Raw genomic sequence first — 19989 nt, forward strand, 5'->3', positions numbered from 1 at the left:
AGTCTGAAAGCACCTAAAGGTGCTTTTTTTATTAATAACATCTAACTGCGAGTGTCTATTACCAGTCTGTACGGTGTGTTAGGATCATAATCCGAAGGGTATCTCCCTCGCACTAATACATACACGTCTTCACCCGGATTAATAGTGGTTGTCAGAAAACGCGTTATTGCAGGACTATTGCCCTCATCTTTGAACGAAATAACTTGTCCGTCATTTTTGAATACAATAAACATCAGATCATACGTTCCACCACTATTAGGTGGGATAAATAACGCTGCTACTGTACGCATGCCTGGAGTAGTGTTCTTTACATGGTAGAAATCAAGATCATCGGGAGCGTCGAGGTAACCGCCATGCTCATGCACATAGCCAAGGTCAACCTCAATTGCAGTATCAAAGGTATCTGCAACACCTTTTTGCGCAAAAGCAGATGGTGCAAAAGTTAGTAGTAGCACGGAAGTAATCAAGGCTGTTATTACTTTTCTTATTCTCATAAACATTCGCCTCCAAATGCAATATGAGTCGGCCGAACTCTTAACAAAATATTACCAATTAATCAACCTTCTGGTATATAGTGCGATAGGACTAATATTTTGTCGGTTATTAAACATTAATGTAATATTCTATAAAGAAAACTTAATCTAAGTGGATTGTGGACATAGCGAGGGTGTAAAATAGAGTATGCCTTTCTCAGTTACTTATATTACTGTTGCTCCAGAATAAATGTAGTGACTTGTACACATAAAGAATCGGTGATATGAAAGAGCGTTCGAACATTCGGAATACAGGGGCTCGGTACACAAAAAGCCCCGTTCAATTGGCGGCAGCTTCTTTAAACTTCAATTCCTCATAGGTACGTTCAATACCCCAAAAATGCCGTCACTACGCCCATTCTAACAAACAGTCTCCTTTGTATAATTAGTCGTCGATCCCCAAGACTTTTTACGCTATTGGAGGTCGACGACAAGTTTTTACGTATACTAAGATTTATCGTCACCTTTATGATTTCTCTTTTCAATATTATAATATAGAACCATAGTAGCATACATAAATCAGTTCCTTCATCGTTCTATTAGAAAAAAATGCGGTTGAACTGATGGCAAAAGTGTGAATGGAGGGGCAACATGAAAGTAATTGGTTTGCTTGGCGGAATGAGTTGGGAGTCTTCGGTTGAATATTATCGGATAATTAATGAAGAGGTAAAAAGAAAACTGGGAGGGCTGCATTCAGCGAAATGCCTTCTATACAGTGTTGATTTTGATGAAATCGAACAGTACCAAGCAGAAGGAAATTGGGAAAAAGCCGGTGAAGTATTAGCTAACGCTGCTCGCTCTTTGGAGAAAGGAGGAGCCAATTTTATCGTTATTTGTACAAATACGATGCACAAAGTTATAGATGATATCCGATCCAAAATCAATATCCCCATTGTACATATAGCAGATGCAACGGCAAATCGAATTAAAGAAAAAGGGCTTCGAACCATTGGGTTACTTGGCACCAAATATACGATGGAGCAGGATTTCTATAAATCCCGCTTAGAGCTGAATGGGATAAAAGTTATTGTACCGAATGCCGATGAAAGAGAACTTATCAATAAGATTATTTATGAAGAATTATGTTTGGGAAAAATTCATCAAGAATCAAGGGACTACTATAAAAAAGTGATCCAGGGGTTAATTGAATTAGGAGCAGAAGGAATTATATTAGGTTGTACAGAGATTGGATTATTGGTAAAGCCGGAGGATTCCAAAGTGCCTGTATTTGATACAACCTATATACATGCTGTTGAAGCTGTAAATTTATCTCTAAATAAGGGACAATAAAAGACAATAAAATAGCCATATCCCTGGAATGTTATGAACTGGTGGAAGCCTTTCTCAAAGTAGCAACTCTCAATCGGATATGAAGTCCATCTCGTTGATGGAATTACCTAAGCCTTAGTCAATTGACTAGGGCTTCTTCCTTTCATGAACTCGAATATGTAGTTTACAATTCAATACTTCGATGCAACAATCTCTCCCACACTCACGTTATGTAGAATGAGGTGATGTGAATGAAAAAATCAATCATGCTGCCACTGGTATGGGTAAGCACGCTTATTTTTCTAGTCGGCAGTACGCAAAGCGCATATGCGGCCAACCAGCAGCAGTCGCAATCGAAGCATCAAGTTCAACAAATCAAACCGTTGCCCGCCAAGGGCAAGGATAAAAAGGAATCGAAGCCTGCATTGCAAACTACTTTATCAACCGAGAAAAAGAAAGACCGCCTGCTCATTCATATGAAACTCCGCAACACGTCTGGCAAAGATATTACTCTCTCTTACAGCTCACAAAAATATGAAATCATCGTTAACAATGAAAACAATGAAGAAGTGTTCAACTGGTCTGACAACAAAGCATTCACGCAAGAACTGATCATCCATGATTTGAAAAAGGATGGTGAGCTATCGTTTACAGCGGAATGGAATCTCAAGGACAAGGCGAAAAAGAAGGCACCGAAAGGACGGTACACCGTTCAGGTAAAGATGTTAGTAGATGTCACTTCTGATACTGATTCCTCAGCTTCTCCGAAATTGATTGCCAGTACGATCGTTGAGCTAAAATAAACCTTATCAATGATTCGAAGTTCCCCAAAAAAGTGAGAAAAATAAAAGCACCTTCTGATGAGTGTTCTTATCGCAAGATAAAACATAATCTTGAAGGTGTTTTCGTGCTGTGCTGGATCTAAATTTCTTCCCATCTTCTATTTGTCGGCGTTTCTCGTTAACTTTTCATGGTATACGGTGGCAGCAATAACAAGAAAGAGACTAACATCAACCATCCTATCCCCCATTGCAATATGATAATATTGTTAACAGGAGAAGGAGGCATCTATGAAGAAACTATACATACCTTTCCTGCTTTTGGTCGTATTGCTGACAGCTTGCACACCAACAAGTACGGAAACTCAAGGAAACATCCAGAAAGAGAAGCCTAAGCAAGAGAAGCCTAAGGCGCAATCGTCAGACGTATTGAAAGTATATTATCTGGACGTTGGTCAGGGAGATTCAACCCTAATTCGCACGCCCAAAGGTCAGCATGTCTTAATTGACGGTGGGGACAACAGTCAAGGTGAGAACGTGGTCAAATATTTGAAACAGTACGGGGTTAAACAACTTGACGCAGTCATAGCCACTCACCCTGACGCCGATCATATTGGTGGTCTGGATACCGTGCTTAATGCGATTCCAGCCAAATCCGTATATGCGCCCAGAGTATCTCACACAACGAAGACCTATGAGGATTTCCTTGTAGCGGTCAAAAAGCAAAAACTCAAGATCAAATCCGCAAAAGCAGGGGTCGAGCTCCCGCTCGATGGCGTACAAGCTGAGTTCCTTGCTCCAGTCGGAGACTACGGGAAGGACTTGAATGCATGGAGCGCAGTTCTTAAGGTTACATACAAAAATACATCGTACTTATTCTCTGGGGACGCTGAGCGTAAAAGCGAAACCGACATGGTCAACAGCGGTGCGAATTTAAAAGCAGATGTATACAAAGTCGGCCACCATGGGTCGGATACGTCTACCTCAGCTGAGTTCCTAAAAGCAATTCATCCAACGTATGCGGTAATCAGCGTTGGCAAGGATAACAAATATAATCATCCGAAAGATGTCATCATGAAACGCCTCAAGAAAGCCAATGTCAAAGTGTTCCGAACTGATAAAGAGGGCACTGTCATTTCAATAAGTGACGGAAAATCAATAACATTTGAGAAGGCGAGGTAACAACATTGATTCAAGGGGTAATCGACCAGATTGAATGTGATATCGTAACCATTGAAGTAGAAGATGGACATACCATCGAATATCCGAAGCATCTGCTCCCCGCAGAAGCTGAGGTTGGAGATGTTGTTCATATTGTCGGAAATGTAATCACGATTGACAAACAAGCTACAGAAGAACGCAGAAAAGAAGTCGACCAGCTGATGGATGAGTTATTCGAAGACTAATCATTTGCTTTCACAATATGCAACCATAGAATAGAAAACGGACTGCGATAACCTGCAAGCATCCTTAGCCTGGGATAGATATTCCCCTGCTAAGGATGCTTTTTCTTTTGCCATGAATACGGGAACGATGAGACTTAATCTCTCACATATAAGCTGTATAATCTGTATATAAGTATTAATCTCCTTAGTCTATTCATTTCATAGTACCCTGCTGCACAAATTTGTGCTCTCGTTCGTAAAAAGCTAAGAAATGATTGATCACCGCCACATAAATGGGTGTAGCTTACACATCCATTTTGCTCAGTCGGTTTCGGACTTGCCAGCATACTCTAGTAAATGTAGTAAATGTCGTGTAGAAAAGAAAAGTGCTTCATACAGCTATTCCCTACTAATAAAAACAGCCTTGCTTCATCAGCAAGGCATAACACGATGATGTCGATCATTGAAGTCGGTAACGATATTGTTCAATCCTATCGTATTATATAGAGCAAGAGCACAAGATGATAACCAACAAGATAAACAGAACTAAGATTGCGCCTGTGCTCGTAAAGCCTCCAAATCCACAGCTTCCACAGCTTCCAGCAAATTCACCCATTGAGATGACCTCCTTTCGCTAGGTACACAACATAGTATGATGCAGCACAAGGATAGACACGGCGCTTTGCCCATGCAGAAATAATTAGGCATTCACATAAGACAAGCAGCGTTTGTCCCTTAGCAAGACCCCTGTACTCTTTTCTTCTGTAACCAACAGAGCCAAGAAGCAAGCACAAATACCGCCAACGAAATTCGTTGGCGGTACTGTTGTGTATATTGCAAGTAAGCATAGCTGCCTTTCCGACTCTACCCACTGTTACCCCTTCACTGCTCCTGCCAGCATCCCCTTCATAATCTGCTCTTGGAAGATCAGGTACATAATGATCGTCGGAACGACCGACAGGCTGAGTGCTGCAAGGGTCAGACTGTAGTCCGTACCGTAGCCATCCGCGAAGATGGAGAGGCTGAGCGGCAATGTCTTCAGCAGCGGATTGCTAATGAAGACGAGCGGGAATGCGAAGTCGTTCCAGAAGCGCAGGAAGCCAAGTACAGACACGGTTGCGAGCGCCGGCATCGACAGCGGCAAAATAACCCGCAAGAAGATCCCTGTATATCCTGCACCATCGATCAACGCCGCTTCCTCCAGTTCTTTCGGGAAGGAGGTCATATACGCGGACAGGACAAATATCGCAACTGGCAGTTCAAATGCCGTATAAGGCAGTACAAGCGCCGCATAGGTGTCGAGAATGGACATTTGCTTCATCATAATGAACAGTGGAACCAGTGTACTATGAATCGGAATGAGCATCCCGAGCAGGAACAATCCCATGATGTACGGCTTCCACTTAAACTTGAATCGTGACAATACAAAGGCTGCAAGTGCGCCGATCAGCAGGGTGGACACGAGTGAAATTACCGTAACAGCCAGAGAATTGCCGAAGGCAACATTCATGCTCGCTACATCCCATGCTCGAACGAAGTTATCCCATCTCCACTCGCTTGGCATGCCAAATGGAGAGGAGAAAAACTCTTCGTTGCTCTTGAAGCTGCTGATGAACAGCCATAGCAATGGATACAGGGTCAATAATGCATACAGGGTTAGCAGCAACCAGACCAGTCCAGCTACCCCCTGCTTCCACACCCGGTTGGAAGCGCGTCTCCTTGTAGAGGAAGGCATGCGGCCAAGCTGTTGAACGGGTTGGTTCCCCATGTTCCTCTCCTCCTATCTTCTTGGACTTATAAGTGGTAACCATCGAAGCATGATCGTGTCTGATCAAAAATCCGCTCCTATGTTACTCATCATGTTCGAGTCCTTCCTCTACTTAGAGCGCATCCTTCTTCCGATTCATCAGCAATTGACTGACTACAATCAGGATTAAGCTTAGAATGACAATAGATGTCGATACGGCACTTCCATACCCATATCGGAAAATATTGAATGTGTTATTGTACATATACGTGGCCAGAAGCTCGGTTGAGTGTGCCGGACCACCATGCGTCATGATAAAGATGAGATCGAATGCCTTCAAACTTCCCGAGATGCAAAGAATAACAGCCACCTTAATCATGCCCCAAATCATCGGCAGTGTAATGAGGGACAGCTTCTTCCACCCTTCAGCACCATCCAGCTTGGCCGCATCATTCACTTCGCTCGGAATATTTTGCAATGCTGCGATAAATAAGATTAGATACGGCCCGATATTACTCCATATGATCGGCGGTCCAATCGACAGCATTGCCACCTTCGGATCGGACAGCCAGCCGAGCTTCCAAGAAGACAGTCCGAGCGAATCCAGAAGGAAGTTCAATATCCCGATCTGAGGATGATAGATATATCCCCATACTAAGCCGATCACGACCGAGGACAGCACCATCGGCATGAATACCGAAGCGCGGATGAACTTCTCGAACCAGCGATTGCGCACGAGCAGCAGCGCCAGCAGCAAGGCAATTGGAACTTGACCGAATACAGAATAAGCCACGATATACAGATTGTTGCGGAATGAACCCCAGAAGATTGGATCGCTTAGAACTTCTATATAATTTTTCAATCCAATGAACTTCATATCGCCCATGCCTTTCCAGCTAAACAGGCCATAATACGATGACCAAATCACCGGAATGACGACGAACACCAAATAAATAAGAAGCGCGGGCAGCAAGCCAAGCATGATAAACATCCGCGCTCGCGATGCAGCGGTCATAGTCATCTATCCTTTTCTTTTGTTAGGCTGCATGATCCCAATACGTAAGTAGGGTCAGTAATGGCCTTACGTCCAAACACAAGCTACTCCTTCAACCCTTGCTCCTGCGCATCCTGAATCTTCTTCGCGATATCTTCCGCCTTCCCGCCGAGAAGCAGCTCCTGCAAGCCGTTATTGACGACCTCTGTTGCTCCAGACGTTAATTTCGCATCATAGACAGGTGTACGCTTCACTTGATTCACGAGATCATACAGCTTGGCGAACAATGCGTTCACTTTGCTTTTATCGAGATCTACCTTGAAGCTGACGAGCTGGTTCGCCTCTAATGTTGTCTTCTGAGCTTCCGGACCAGCCAGTGCTAGAATGAGTTCTTCCGCTATCTTCTTCTTATCGCCTTCTACCTTGCTGCTCAGCGCAGGTCCAACCCCGATCGCGCCGGACACCGAGTTCGGATCTCCCTTGCCTCCCGGAATGGATGGCAGCACAGCAACGCCTGTGGCGTCTAGTACCTCTTGAGGCGCCGTTGCGACTAGATTCGTTACCGCCCATCCGCCTTCAATGATCATCGCGGCTTTGCCCTGTGAATACAATTGTTCCATTTGTGTCCCGTCGATCGCGTTGAAGCCTTCCTGGAACGCACCAACCGTAGCAAGCTCCTGCAAATGCTCAAGCGCCTTCACGAATTCAGGATCTGTGAACTTCGCTCCGTCTTGTGCAACCGCCTTGTTGAACCATTCTGTTCCCGTCACGCGATCTGCCAGCGAGCTGAGAATACTGGATTGTGCAAGCCATGGAGCTTTATTGCCAAGCGCGATTGGAATGATATTTTTGGATTTAAGCGTTTTAACTGCGTTCAATAATTCATCCCAAGTCTTCGGTACAGTCAGGCCATTATCCGCTAGTATTTTCTCGTTGTAATACAAAATAGACGTTGGAGACAGTCCCATTGGCGCACTGTATATTTTCCCGTCAAACGTGAAGTCATCGAAGGAGTTCGGCATGTAGCCGTCTTTCCAATCCTTATTCGCATCAAGCAATCCATCAAGCGGCTGAATCAAGCCTGCAGCTGAGAACTCCTTGGCAATCGTACCCGGATGCATAATGAATACGTCCGGCATCTCATTTGCAGCCGCAACCGCTTTCAATCGTTGGCGATACGCATCCGGCGGAATTGCTTGAATCTGCAAGTCTACATTCGTGTTATCCTTCTTGAACTGTTCAATGATCCCCCGCATCGCCTTGGCGCGCAAATCTTCCCCAGTGAAGTTATGCCACAGAGTAAGCTGAATCTTACTCTTCGGATCCACTTTCGCCCCTGAGCTCGAATCTGATGGGGATGTCGATCCACCTCCGCAGCCTGCCAGCACCAATGTAAGCATCATCACAAGCATAACCATTTGGCTCCAACGCATTTTGTTTTTCAACATGTGCAGCCCTCCTTATGACTTCAGTTCATTTTTCACAAAAGTGTTTGCCCAACAGTACCATCGGCCCTCTATCCACGCTGTACACTACTGTGGAAGTGTCGCACTTTTATGAACGATATCTCTTTGGTACCACTATAAAAGAAAGACATTGGTAAAGCAGGTGATATTCTTCGGTGAAAGGGGAGACTTTTTTCAGTTGTGCTGCCGAAACTGAGAAGGGGATAATCCGATATGCTTTTTGAACAGCTTGCAAAAATATTTCACATCCTCGTAGCCGCAATCGCTTGCTACCTGACTTATCTTCCGCTCCGATCCCGTTAGCAGTTCCTTCGCAAGCCCCATTCGCTCCAATGTTACGAAGTCAATGTAATTCATGCCGGCTTCCCGCTTGAACACCTCACTGAAATGATTCGGATTCACATGCACATAAGCAGCTACCTGTTGTAGCGAGAGACTCTCATGCAAATGTTCTCGAATATAGAACATCGCACGCTGAATATAGGAATTCGCGCGATTCCGTTCATCGTATTGCTGATAGCGTTCCATGACGGCGCAGCAGGCGCGATACAATCCCGCTTCTACTTCATGATTCGGCAGAAGACGATGGCGAAATTCACTGAGCGTACGTTCTTCGGGCACCATTCGCTCCAGCCAGCGGCAGGCTGACACCAATATAGACTGCAAATAGGCCAGCAGCGATTCAGGCGTTGTCTGTTCATCTAAGACTTGCGCCTTCACAATCTCCTGAATCCAGTGTGCCAGCGTCGCCCGATTGCCTTGTGTTAATATCGTGGCGAGTTCATTCTCTTCCTCCCGTGTACATACCGTTCTACCGCCTGTTCGATGCTGAATGTCTTTATACTGGATGACCCTTCTATCGCTAACGATATGCGCATAGGCCAATGCTCGCTCGGCTTCCACGTAGGATTGCCGTATCTTCTCATAGTGAGGAACAATAGATCCAAATGCCGCTAAGATCGAGCATTTTAGAAGATTCTCACAATTGGCGAACGTCGTAGACAGCATTCTCGTCTGCTCATGCTCCGTCTTCTGCTTCCATAATAGAACCATGTGATTGGGGCGAAGCGAGATATCACAATGCAATGCTTCGCCTATAATATTTGAAGATGCAAACAGCAGCAGTTGTTCATCCTTCCAACCTGATACAGTGAGGAAAATAACCTGATATGCTCTGCTCTCCGCCTTAAGCTCCAGAAGCTCCAATACTTGTCCGCGCGCAAGTTGTTCTTCCGAGATTCCTTGCGTCAACAGCTGTTCCAGCAGCTGCTTCTTGAGCAAATGGACATTCAAATGTCCGATCCGATCATGCTGCTGTCTTGCCTCCCATCTCTGCTTCGCCTTCAAGACCGCCTCCATGATCTCCTCTGGACGGCTCGTCTTCAAGATGTAATCCTGCGCGCCTACGCGCATCGCTTGCTGTGCATAGGCAAAGTCATCATACCCAGACAGCATGATTACCTCTGTTGCTGGATATTGTTTTCTCACTAAGGACGCCAGCTCCAACCCACTCATTGCTCCCATTCGAATGTCCGTCATCACGATATGGGGCTGTTCATTATGAATCTGCTGCCATGCCTCTTCTCCCGATGCAGCAGGCTGCAAAGCCGTGATCCCGATCGCAGACCAATCAATGACTTGATGAATGCCTGTACGAATAATAACCTCGTCATCCACGATTAGCAGTTTCATTGTCTTTCAACCTCCTTTTCGATAAAAGGAATCATAAAGGATACGGTCGTCCCCCCACCTTCTACGCTATGAATTTGCAACCCAGATGCCTCCCCATAATGCAGCTTGAGCCTCTGGTTCACATTTCGCAGCCCATAGCTGTGCTCTGGCTTTCGTGTCTGGTCTAATGGAAGTTCGATCTGCTGAAGGAGTGCGTCCAACTGTTCCTGCGGCATCCCTTGTCCGGAATCTTCAATCGTGAAGTGTATATAGTCATCTGCAGTGTGTTGTGCAATTACCGTAATTCGGCCTTTTGATCGCTTGCCAAGTATTCCATGAATGATTGCATTCTCGATCAGCGGCTGAAGAAGAAGCTTCAGCATCCACTGCGATTCAAGCTCAGGACTGATATGGAACGTGATGTCGAATTGATCCGGGTACCGAATCTGCTGAATCGATGTGTAGTGCTGTGCATGAAGCACCTCCTGCGTGACCTGACAATACTCGCTCCCCTTATTCAAGCTGAAGCGCAAGAAATCGCTTAATGCCCCGACCATCTGCGCAATCGTGGCGTCTTTGTTCATGAGCGCCATCCAATGGATGGATGCCAGCGTGTTGTATAAGAAATGAGGGTTGATCTGGGCTTGCAGCGCCTGCATATCGGCTTCTTTCTTCATGGATTCATGCCGCTTCACCTCTTCCATCAGCACATGGACACGTTCTCCAAGCTTGTTATAGCTATGCACGAGCATGCCAATTTCATCGGATGAGGTAATCGGAAGCGCAATGATATCCCCCTCGGGACGAAACCCCTTCAAGGAGACTGCCACCGTCTGCAGCGGCCTCGTTACCCGCATGATAAGGAACAGCACGATACCCGCGATGATAACCATCGCTAGTCCAATCGTCATGGCCGTTATCGTTACGACATATTGATTCTGCGCCTGATACTGCTCATAAGGAATCACTGCCAGCAGACGCCAGTCTACATGCGGAACTGTCGTATACACGATTGTTTTCTTGTCTTTCCCTTCCCCATAGGTGACAAATCCCTGCCTGTCTTGCATCCCTGGTACATCCCACTTCGGAAGCAGTTCCGTCACTGACTGCGACAGACTATCCCGAATCGTACCTGAGAGAATTCGATTGTCCCGATCTACTAGCAACAAGCTCTCTCCACTGCTCAGAGCCGGCTTCATCATAAAATCAGCAATCGCTGCTTCGCTTATGCTGATGGATAGCATCCCCTTAGGCTGATAAGTCGTGATGCTCCCTATCGGCCGTACGAAGGAAATGACCTTCTCTGCTCCGTTCGTCGTCACGTTCGTGTAGAGAGAGCTCCACCATTTATCCTTTACCTGTTGGATGTTCGTGTTCTTGTTGTCTGTGAAGAGTCCGTTGTTGAAAATCGTCGTGTTGGATAGCGTATGATTGCCGTTGTTTGGATAGATGGAGATGTTGGAGATGTATGATTTGGAAAAAGCAAAGTTCGATAAGAATCCCATCAGTTTAATTTGCAGCCCGCTGCCCTGATTCGTGGACGCGAGATATCGCTGAATGTCCTCCTGTGCAATTAGGAAAATGGACATATTCTCAACGTCCTGCACGATGAACTCCAGATTTGTCTTGATCTGATCCAGCAGCCCCAGACTGGACTGCTTCGTTCGTTCTTCGGCCTCCTTCGCTGCAATGCTGTACAATACAAATCCCAGTGACAACAATGGCACAAGGATGGCACCTAGCAGCATTATCGATAACTTGCGCTTCAATGACTTGCCTAACCAACGCTGCATAATGAAGCATTCCTCCTAATATCGACATTTCAGTTAGGTAAAATTATACAAGGTATGGGCAAACTAAAATATACCACAGCCGGTCTACTATACAATCTATCAATTTCCTGCAGATTAAATAGCCGAGAAGACAACCTTCGGGCCACGAAAAGAAAATAACCCGCAAGAGGAGCTCTCTATTTTGCAGAGCGTCCGTCTTACGGGTCTTTGTCTTTTAACTAATTGTCGTTAACTATGATTAGCGATTCTGTTGCCTCTCGTCATGCGCCCAAGATACATCGCCGAATTAATGCGTACCTGTTACTCTAAAATCATCAACCGATGATTGATCCGCTCGGTAGAACATGACATCCCCATCCTTTAGTTGGAACGTAACGCCATACGGATCTGTGAATTGCGGGTGGGAACCCTCCCGCTTCCATTGATTTGTGAGCGGTGCTTTTATGTATTGCAAATGCGGCTTCCCCTTCTGCCCGTCCCGTACCGTCTCGATATCAACGTTCACGATGAGGAACCCATCGCGCAGGAAGAATGGCGCCTTGTCGTTAAAGCTGAACTGTTTCGATAAATCAAAGCCCTTCGGCACGATATACAGCTTCGCGGGCAGATTGTATTCTCCATACCACTGTTGAATCGACGAATATGCACGTGCTTCCGAGACTCCAGTTGGCACACTTGTCGGCCCCATAAATGTCCGGACATGGTACGGCAGGAAGAGATCACTGTAGCTGCCAATTGTCGTCGGCTTCTTCGCTGCCCTTGCCCATTCCTCGATGTAAGCTTGACGGCTTGTCGATATGCTGCTGGCGAACAGCTCATAGAAGGCGCCCGCTGCATCTAAGATGCGCTGCTCTGGCACATTGCGAAGTCGCGCATTAAGCTCCATACTCCGCCTTACCTTGTCCTCTGCTGAGCCAATCCGAATAAATTTCCGTTCATCAGTATGGTAATAGACGTCTACTTCCTGCCGCTTCTGCCCCTTGCTGTCCGTGAAGTAGAAGGTAGGCTTAAGATGGATGCCATCTCCTGAGCCAAACATATTCCCCTTTGTCTTCAGGTCGAACTTGAACGCATATCCCGTCTTCACAGCTACATTTTTATACGAGGAATCTGGATGGCTTCCTTTGCGGACAGGAAGCTCATAAGGAAAGGCATTGCCGCGCGCTTCTCCGTCAATCCCTTTGCGCCCCACCCAATAGGAGTTTCCAGTAGGTTCACTGCTTCCCTTCTGCTTGCGAAATACCGTCTCCCAATTGAAGTCCATAATGTCCGTCACATGGAAATCGTACACCCTGCCAATGACCTCGACCGCGATTTCATAGGTCGCCACATGGTTCTCCCAATTCGTATTGGCTGTTGGCTGATGCGTGAAGGAATCCGGCGCATTTTCCGCAATCGTGCGGTATAAGACCGAATAATCCCCCTCATCGACCCAGACAGGCAGGAAGAATGTCGTATCTAATTGGTTAACCGGTATGTCCGTCCACGTGCGCTTCGGGATGAATCTGCTGCGATCTGCGGTATAGACATCGAATGGGAACCATACCTGCTTCATTCGGAAATATTTCGCATAATCACGATCTCCGTATCCCGGATAGTTCACATGCTGCCCGCTCGTAGGCATTCGGACGGTAAATGGCCGATCCAGTATCAAGGCGGCACGATTGTAGTTGGGTGTTGTCTTTTGGTTATGTTCACGATCATCCGTAATTGAGGAGTAATTCACAACAGGTGTATGTACGGTAACGGTATTGATACCGTTGATTGGGAATTGCTTGTCACTGCCGCCATTTATGTTGCCGGGAACAAGATTGTAGTAGATTGCGCCAGAGCTTGGGGTGTTGGCAGCATTGACGAGCTTGCTGCTAATGAGCATACCGCTTCGATAGAGAACATTTTGACCAATGATCGTAGGTGAAGGGATATTTCCAGGTGTCGTTCCATGTTTCGTCGTCCAGCTATTGCTCATAATCGTTGTGCCGTTGAAGGTCACAAGATCATTTCGTACTTCTGGCTCTCCCGTTTGTGATTCAGCCCTGCTTTTGAGTTGTGATTCATCATTTGGCACGCTCGGCCTTGTATACATTCCTGGTACTGTTGCTGGTGTAAATGAAATTGTACCACTATCCTTCGGCTTGACGTGAGCCGATGCATCCGAATTGTGATCCGTTGAAAGAGAAGGGGCTGAGTACCCTGATGGCTGCAGCGTCACTGTCCCATTAGGCAGTGCGTAGTTGTTCAAGCTCGCTCGTTGAATTCCGTATACTTCGATGTTGTTGATCTGCCAATACGAATAGTCACGTTGGAAGGAAAAGCTGTAGGTCTTGGATTCTGTATCTCTCATCGTCAAATCCGGTTGCGGCGTGCACACACGCTGCCCTTGTTTATTCGTCGTGCACACATCTGGTTGCTTCTGCTTCCACTCCAGCGCATAGGTAACCTCTACCTGGCACTGATAGTTTACTTTGCCTGACATTTTAGCAAACGTATGTTGGAATAGATACTGATTCGCAAACACATTAGCATACAAATTCTCGGAGGTTGGAATCCCTCTGAGTACATCGAATATCTCATTGCCACGGTTGTCTGCTTTGATCATTCCTGTTACATCTGGATTCATCTTATTCCCGGTTACTGAGCTTCCCGATGAAGGAGCCGCAATCGTGTACTTGCACTGCCCCGTCCCCCCACCAGGGTTCCCTCCGCTGTTATCGTCGTTACAGGAGTTCCCTGTTCCCACGGTCATAGAGAAGTCTGCCTTTTCATCTAACGCTTGAGTAGAGTCAGCAAAATGAGCAGTAATGGATGATGTTCCGGTAGATGCCACAGCTGTAACCAGGCCTGAATTGTTGATGGTCATTACACTAGCATTTGAGCTTGTCCACGTTAGTTTAGCATGGTTTTTCAGCTCCCATGTGGTGCCATCAACTTTCGTTAATTTGGCAACCAATTGTGTAGTCCCACCAGGGGCAACACATTTGTTCCCCGTAATCTCTAGTCCCGATGTTCCATCGGCATATGTAGCGATAAGTAATTTGTCTTTGTATCGGTATGTAACTGAGTTGAAGTCAACAAAGAATTTAGAGAAATACCAGACCTGCTTGGCCCCTGGATTTGCCCAGTATTTATTGTAGGTATCGTTATTGAAGGTTTGCTCGAAAAAGATTGTGATTTGGTCTAAGTTTAATAGCCTAGCTACCTTGCCCCCTACTGTACTAGGATCAGTTTTACCAGTGGATCCATGTACATCATATATATCAGTAGTTCTATCTATGTTAACGTTTGAAGCAGTAACATCTTTCAGTTCTTTAGAAATTGCAGATGTTTTTATCCAATCTCCAAGCATCGGATCATTAGATTCGTTAATCTTGAATGGCTGATTTCGCGGAATATCCGCTTCTAAATATGGATCCGTACAACCAGGATACCTTGGCAATAGATGGCCATTTATATTTTCTTTTGGAACATTAGCATCACACCCTCTGCTATCTGCAACACTAACTCGACCAGCGCCAGCACGCCAATGCTTACCATCCCAGTTACCAGGATCATTGATAGACCAACGATCCCAATAATATACACCACCGAAGTTAGTATTTCTTTCAGATGTCACCTTCAATCGAGTCCCTTGCAAGGTATCTTTTAATCCATCTGTACTTTCATATTTTGATTTACCTGGTGTAAAACCATTTACAGTTCTAAGAACAAACTTTGTTTCTTTATCAATCCACTCTAGTTTTTTTATAACTTTTCCAGGCTTAGAAGGCACAATAATTGGATTTGTTTCAAGAGATGATTTAGACGAGAACAAATATCCTTTAAAATCATACTCATCAGCAGAGGCATTCAAAGAGAATAAGATTTCCTCGGTTACTTCCCCAGCAGCAAAAATACGAGTGTAATCAAGTAATGATATAGATAAGTTAAGAAAAAGTGTGAATAGAATTGCTATCGAGGTTATTTTGACATTCCACTTCAAACCATCACACCTCTACTTCCAACAAAGTGATGTTGACAAGTTACTAGAATATAATGGAGCATTAAAAGGGATAGTTTCAGCCATGATAAATATTTTTCCATTTGTTTTGAAGTTTTCTTTTGGTATTACTAAACCATACACATTCTTGTTTGGATCGAGTGATTTAATGGCAATGGACTGATTGATAATTTTAAATTCACCAGTATACCCTACTATTGAGAGAGATAAACGATTAACAGGATATGCCTTTGGTTTCTTATTAACCACTAACTGTGAGTCAATAAGAACTACATAAACCTTCATTTCATCGGTCATTTTAATCTGCTTACCTGCTAAATCTAAGACCAGCTTATCTTTATTAGGCAGTAGTTTTCGATTTGGATCCTTTGGATCGTTCCAGTCAATTGCTGTAAGACTATTAACCTGACCGACCACTGTATTATTGGGGGCTGCCACGGTTAGATTTTTTGTTTTCCAAGAATAAATACCGAAGTTCCCTTTTGAATACTTATCATTCTCCGGAGAATTAAAAATCTCTTCAGCGACCGTGAAAATATTCGTTTTGTGCCAGTACATCTCGGCCGCAGCAACAGCATATTTATCGACGGCTAATTTGTCGCCTTTCTTTGCGGACAGCAATCGTTCAATAACGGTAATCGCTTGTGCTCGCGTTGTGCTCCCCTTAGGTGTTAATTCTCCCGGCGCCGTACCGGACATAATGCCATTTTTCGTTGCGAGGTACATCCATTGCTTATCCTCTACTTGATCTATGCCCAATGCTCTCACTGCCATCTTCGACATTTCTTCACGCGTCAACGTTTGGGTCCAATTCGTATCTTCCAAGTCACCAGCCTTGTATATCCCGGCTGCTTCAGCTGCATGTACATAGGACTCATACCATTTCCCATTCGATTCCTGTACTTCAATTCCCAGAGCAGAAATGGTCATCTTTACGAATTCCGCGCGAGATACATTCTTATTAGGAAGAAAATTGCCATCAGGATAACCTTCCACATACCCCTTATTGATCGCTTGCATAATACTGTGTTCTGCCCAGTGTCCGGAAATGTCCAAAACCTTCGGCGTTGTTGCACGATTTGAACTATTATCATTACCGCTTGAGGTGATAGTGGGTTTGTCTACTTGTGGAAATGCATTCACTGTGATGGGATGTATGGAAGCTTGCGCGGATAAAAGCAATAGGGCTGCCGTTCCTATTAACAATGACTTTTTCATGTTATCCTCCTAATCCATAATTTCAAATTCCATTTCTTGTGTTCCTCATGTAAATACTCGTATCTCTTTTATGCAGCCTCCTTCACTCCGAAAGTAGTGATACGGTTCGCACCGAATAGGATCATCACCCTAATATTTGATATCAGACACAAGTCCTGAATTTATAGGTTAATTATACCAAATTATCTTGATTTTCGGAACATTCCGACGAGGTTTAGAGGAAATATTTTACTCGATTACGTATAAAAGTGGATAGACAAAGGAAATCAAAATAAAAAAACCGTGAAATTTGTTGCTTGGTTAAGAAGCCCTTACGAAAGTACAAAAGTTACTTTTCTTAAACTTAGGACAATTATCCTTTCGATTGCTTAAATTATGGAATTTTGAAATAATCGTTATTAAGTGAAAGGTACCGTTTTATAAAAAGAGTATGTAAAATAATCTAATCTTAATAGAGAGTAGGAAAATGAATGAAACAAGAATTTCCGATAATTGAAACGGAAAGGTTAATTTTAAGAGAAGTATCAACAGAGGATGCTAATGATATGTTTACCTATTTATCTGATAAAGATGTTGTGAAACATATGGGGTTAGCACCTTTCCAAACCGTTACAGATGTTTGTGATGAAATTAATTGGTATAACTCTATTATCGAAGAAGGCACTGGCATTAGATGGGGAATTACATTAAAAGATTTTGGAAAAATTATAGGAAGTTGTGGCTTTCTTAATCGGGTTACCAAACATCATCGAGCTGAAGTTGGATTTGAGTTAAGCAAAGATTACTGGGGAAAAGGAATAGCTAGTGAAGCATTAGAAGCAGTTATTAAATTTGGGTACCATCACTATCAGTTGGAAAGAATTGAGGCTTTAATAGAACCAGCAAATCTCCCGTCGCAAAAATTGGTAGAGAAGCGAGGATTTATAAGAGAGGGGTTGCTAAGACATTATGAATATACTTGTGGTAAATTTGATGATTTATATATGTACTCAATCTTAAAAAGAGACCTTAACCTTTTGTAAGGAATGTATTCAACAAATACCAGCTAATATGAGTTAAATGAATTTTTGAAAAGGGGGCTTTGATGAAATAAAAAGGAGAATGCATATTATATATGTCTAATATGTTTTCTCCTTTATTTTTTTTGGATTTTTATAAGTTAGATCTTGATAACTATTAGGCTGCCCTCAGAATCTATGCTTCTACAAAAGTCTTGATGCCCTTAACTTCGTACACAGCGTGTTGCGACCCCAGAATATGCTCTGGTTTCGGCTTGCCGCGGCTCTGTCTGTGGCCTTCAATATGTGCCTCGCTTGTCTCCCATTTCTTCCACGCTTCTTCGGATTCCCAGCGAATGAGAATGACGACTTCTTCATCTCCTCTGCTTACCTTCTTGACGCAAATGCTCAAGTCAATAAAGCCCTCGGATTTCTCAATGACTCCCTCTCCGCTGAATCTGTCGACCACGAGCTGTGAAGTCCCTTCCTTCACTTGGATGGTTTTCGTCTCGATAAACATATCTCTATCTCCCTTCATCGCATGATGCATTTCGTAGAATGATCTTCGTTCCTACCCTTGAAAAAGTTCCCATTCTCCCTATATTACAAAAAGAGTGCATGTGAAATCCATGGAATATTTCCTGATGGAAAATGGAGATTTCGAGCTATTTTCGTCTAATTCTGCTGATTAACTTCTTGATTGGCTAGGCTTGCAATTTGTTCGAGTACATACTCATAATAACCTGCTCTGGAAGGGACAAAGTCCTGTATCGTTAAGTCTACCTTAATCCCGCTCTCTCCACTCGATGGCACGAATTCCTCGCCAGTAATTTGCTGTGCCTCACCTGCAATCAGCTTGCGGAATTGTTCTGCTTCCAGCATGACTATGGATACCACTTCATCTTCCTGCAATCGAAAATCGGTAATGCTCCCTCTATATTCATGAAGGAACACATGACAAAATTCATTATCTATTAACTGTTCCTGTTCAATACTGCTTGGTATAACACCACTGTACGTAAGCTGGGCGAACTCAATCTCGAGTCCTAGCTCCTCTCTTAACTCCCGAATGCCGTCCATTGGCGATTCCCCTGCTTCTAGATGACCAGCAGCCGTAATGTCCAGGAGACCCGCATAATCTAGCTTCTGAGGATGCCGGCGTTGAAACAGCAAGATTGGTTCTCCGTTCTCGACCTTCCATAACCAGCAATGAAACGTTTGATGCCATATCCCCTTGGCATGTACTTCATCCCGTGACCTGATACCGGTGTACTCCATTTCGCTTGTAAAGGTATCGACGTATTCTTTTGCAACTTTGTGGGCAACCATTCATGGATCCTCCTGTTATCTATAGTCTGTATCGATTTTCGCTTCTGTCCACGCTCTGCGCATGATTTCATCGACGGTTTCTTCCGGGGTCATGTCTGAGCTGTCCAGCCACATGCCGATTCGAGGCGTGCCCTGACGAAGGCCATCGTCTAAATCCTGAACAGTCCATAGCCCATACCCTTGCTTGCCTCGCGACGCTTCACGTTCCGCTACAATATCAGGCCGTGGGCAGAGTACAACGAGGTAGAGAGGACGAGTCTGAAAATTCTGAATGAACGACTGCAGGACATCACCGATGACGACATCTTGGATCACTGTCGTAAATCCGGCTTGCACATATACATCCGCAGTTCCTGCAGCCAGGCGATAACGAAGGTTCAACTGCTTCATTGCTTCCTCTGGAGCATCGGGTGACATTTCCTCGCGACCATTGACGATCATGCGACGGAATACGTCGCCACGCACATGAACACCTTTCGCAAAGCGTTCCGCCAACAATTGCGCGATGGTGGACTTGCCTGACGCCATAATGCCCGTAATTACAAATAGGCTCGGTGTATGGGGTTCACAGATCTCAACGTTCATCTTACATCCTCCTAACCATTATTCTTGATGTTGCATCTTCCTATATTCATTCAATGTACCATATTCAACCATGAAAAAGCAGGCTTTCTAAAACAGAGCACCGCAAGTCCTCCATTCATGATAGACCTGAGGAACAATTTTTTGATGAAACGCTCCCATCCGATAAATAGGCCCACATTTCGGATTGACGACGATCACAGTCTACGCTATATTAATAAAAGTTTA

Annotated in this window: 16 protein-coding genes; 5 read left to right on the forward strand and 11 right to left on the reverse strand. The window is 44.6% G+C overall.

All coding sequences use genetic code 11. The features are described from left to right. Positions 1-41: 41 nt before the first annotated feature. Entirely contained in the window at positions 42-494 is a 453-nt protein-coding gene (locus tag PBN151_RS27810; RefSeq protein WP_072731912.1) for a hypothetical protein, read from the reverse strand. A gap of 630 nt (positions 495-1124) precedes the next feature. Here PBN151_RS27810 and PBN151_RS27815 point away from each other — a divergent pair. The 4 genes from PBN151_RS27815 to PBN151_RS27830 all read left to right on the forward strand — a co-directional run bounded on the left by PBN151_RS27815 (position 1125) and on the right by PBN151_RS27830 (position 3987). Then, the gene (locus PBN151_RS27815) at positions 1125-1823 is read left to right on the forward strand and encodes an aspartate/glutamate racemase family protein (RefSeq protein WP_072731913.1); all 699 of its coding nucleotides are present in this window, start codon (positions 1125-1127) and stop codon (positions 1821-1823) included. A 230-nt stretch (positions 1824-2053) separates the two neighbouring features. Next, on the forward strand, positions 2054-2605 hold the full coding sequence (locus PBN151_RS27820) for a BsuPI-related putative proteinase inhibitor (protein WP_072731914.1): 552 nt from the start codon (positions 2054-2056) through the stop codon (positions 2603-2605). 267 nt (positions 2606-2872) lie between these two features. After that, positions 2873-3763 carry a ComEC/Rec2 family competence protein gene (locus PBN151_RS27825; RefSeq protein ID WP_072731916.1) on the forward strand — a complete coding sequence of 297 codons (891 nt, stop codon included), beginning with the start codon at positions 2873-2875 and terminating at the stop codon, positions 3761-3763. 5 nt (positions 3764-3768) lie between these two features. Then, entirely contained in the window at positions 3769-3987 is a 219-nt protein-coding gene (locus PBN151_RS27830; protein ID WP_028532574.1) for a DUF3006 domain-containing protein, read from the forward strand. Positions 3988-4840: 853 nt separating this feature from the next. Here PBN151_RS27830 and PBN151_RS27835 read toward each other — a convergent pair. The 7 genes from PBN151_RS27835 to PBN151_RS27865 all read right to left on the reverse strand — a co-directional run bounded on the left by PBN151_RS27835 (position 4841) and on the right by PBN151_RS27865 (position 16852). Beyond that, positions 4841-5734, reverse strand: a complete 894-nt coding sequence (locus PBN151_RS27835; protein ID WP_139295441.1) for a carbohydrate ABC transporter permease — start codon at positions 5732-5734, stop codon at positions 4841-4843. A 112-nt stretch (positions 5735-5846) separates the two neighbouring features. Beyond that, positions 5847-6728: a carbohydrate ABC transporter permease gene (locus tag PBN151_RS27840; RefSeq protein WP_021262218.1), complete on the reverse strand. Its 882-nt coding sequence runs from the start codon at positions 6726-6728 to the stop codon at positions 5847-5849. Positions 6729-6811: 83 nt separating this feature from the next. Then, positions 6812-8155, reverse strand: coding sequence for an extracellular solute-binding protein (locus tag PBN151_RS27845; protein ID WP_072731918.1), 1344 nt, complete (start codon positions 8153-8155; stop codon positions 6812-6814). Between the two features lie 192 nt (positions 8156-8347). Next, positions 8348-9865 (reverse strand): response regulator transcription factor, encoded by a 1518-nt coding sequence (locus PBN151_RS27850; protein ID WP_072731920.1) that lies wholly within the window; start codon positions 9863-9865, stop codon positions 8348-8350. Beyond that, positions 9862-11637, reverse strand: a complete 1776-nt coding sequence (locus PBN151_RS27855; RefSeq protein ID WP_072731921.1) for a cache domain-containing sensor histidine kinase — start codon at positions 11635-11637, stop codon at positions 9862-9864. Before PBN151_RS27855 ends, PBN151_RS27850 begins: the two co-directional genes overlap by 4 nt. 286 nt (positions 11638-11923) lie before the next feature. After that, positions 11924-15250: a DUF5704 domain-containing protein gene (locus tag PBN151_RS27860; protein ID WP_227775163.1), complete on the reverse strand. Its 3327-nt coding sequence runs from the start codon at positions 15248-15250 to the stop codon at positions 11924-11926. Positions 15251-15628: 378 nt separating this feature from the next. Then, complete coding sequence (locus PBN151_RS27865) at positions 15629-16852, reverse strand: S-layer homology domain-containing protein (protein ID WP_072731922.1); 1224 nt, start codon at positions 16850-16852, stop codon at positions 15629-15631. Between the two features lie 470 nt (positions 16853-17322). Here PBN151_RS27865 and PBN151_RS27870 point away from each other — a divergent pair, with 470 nt between their 5' ends. After that, positions 17323-17874 carry a GNAT family N-acetyltransferase gene (locus PBN151_RS27870; protein ID WP_072731923.1) on the forward strand — a complete coding sequence of 184 codons (552 nt, stop codon included), beginning with the start codon at positions 17323-17325 and terminating at the stop codon, positions 17872-17874. Positions 17875-18046: 172 nt separating this feature from the next. Here PBN151_RS27870 and PBN151_RS27875 read toward each other — a convergent pair whose 3' ends face one another. The 3 genes from PBN151_RS27875 to PBN151_RS27885 form a co-directional block, all read right to left on the reverse strand. Then, positions 18047-18370 carry an antibiotic biosynthesis monooxygenase family protein gene (locus PBN151_RS27875; RefSeq protein ID WP_021253717.1) on the reverse strand — a complete coding sequence of 108 codons (324 nt, stop codon included), beginning with the start codon at positions 18368-18370 and terminating at the stop codon, positions 18047-18049. Positions 18371-18525: 155 nt separating this feature from the next. Next, on the reverse strand, positions 18526-19179 hold the full coding sequence (locus PBN151_RS27880) for an NUDIX hydrolase (RefSeq protein WP_072731925.1): 654 nt from the start codon (positions 19177-19179) through the stop codon (positions 18526-18528). A 15-nt stretch (positions 19180-19194) separates the two neighbouring features. Then, positions 19195-19764, reverse strand: coding sequence for an AAA family ATPase (locus tag PBN151_RS27885; RefSeq protein ID WP_072731926.1), 570 nt, complete (start codon positions 19762-19764; stop codon positions 19195-19197). Between the last annotated feature and the right edge of the window lie 225 nt (positions 19765-19989).

The sequence above is a fragment of the Paenibacillus sp. NAIST15-1 genome (assembly GCF_001894745.1).
GTDB classification, from domain to species: domain Bacteria; phylum Bacillota; class Bacilli; order Paenibacillales; family Paenibacillaceae; genus Paenibacillus_B; species Paenibacillus_B suaedae.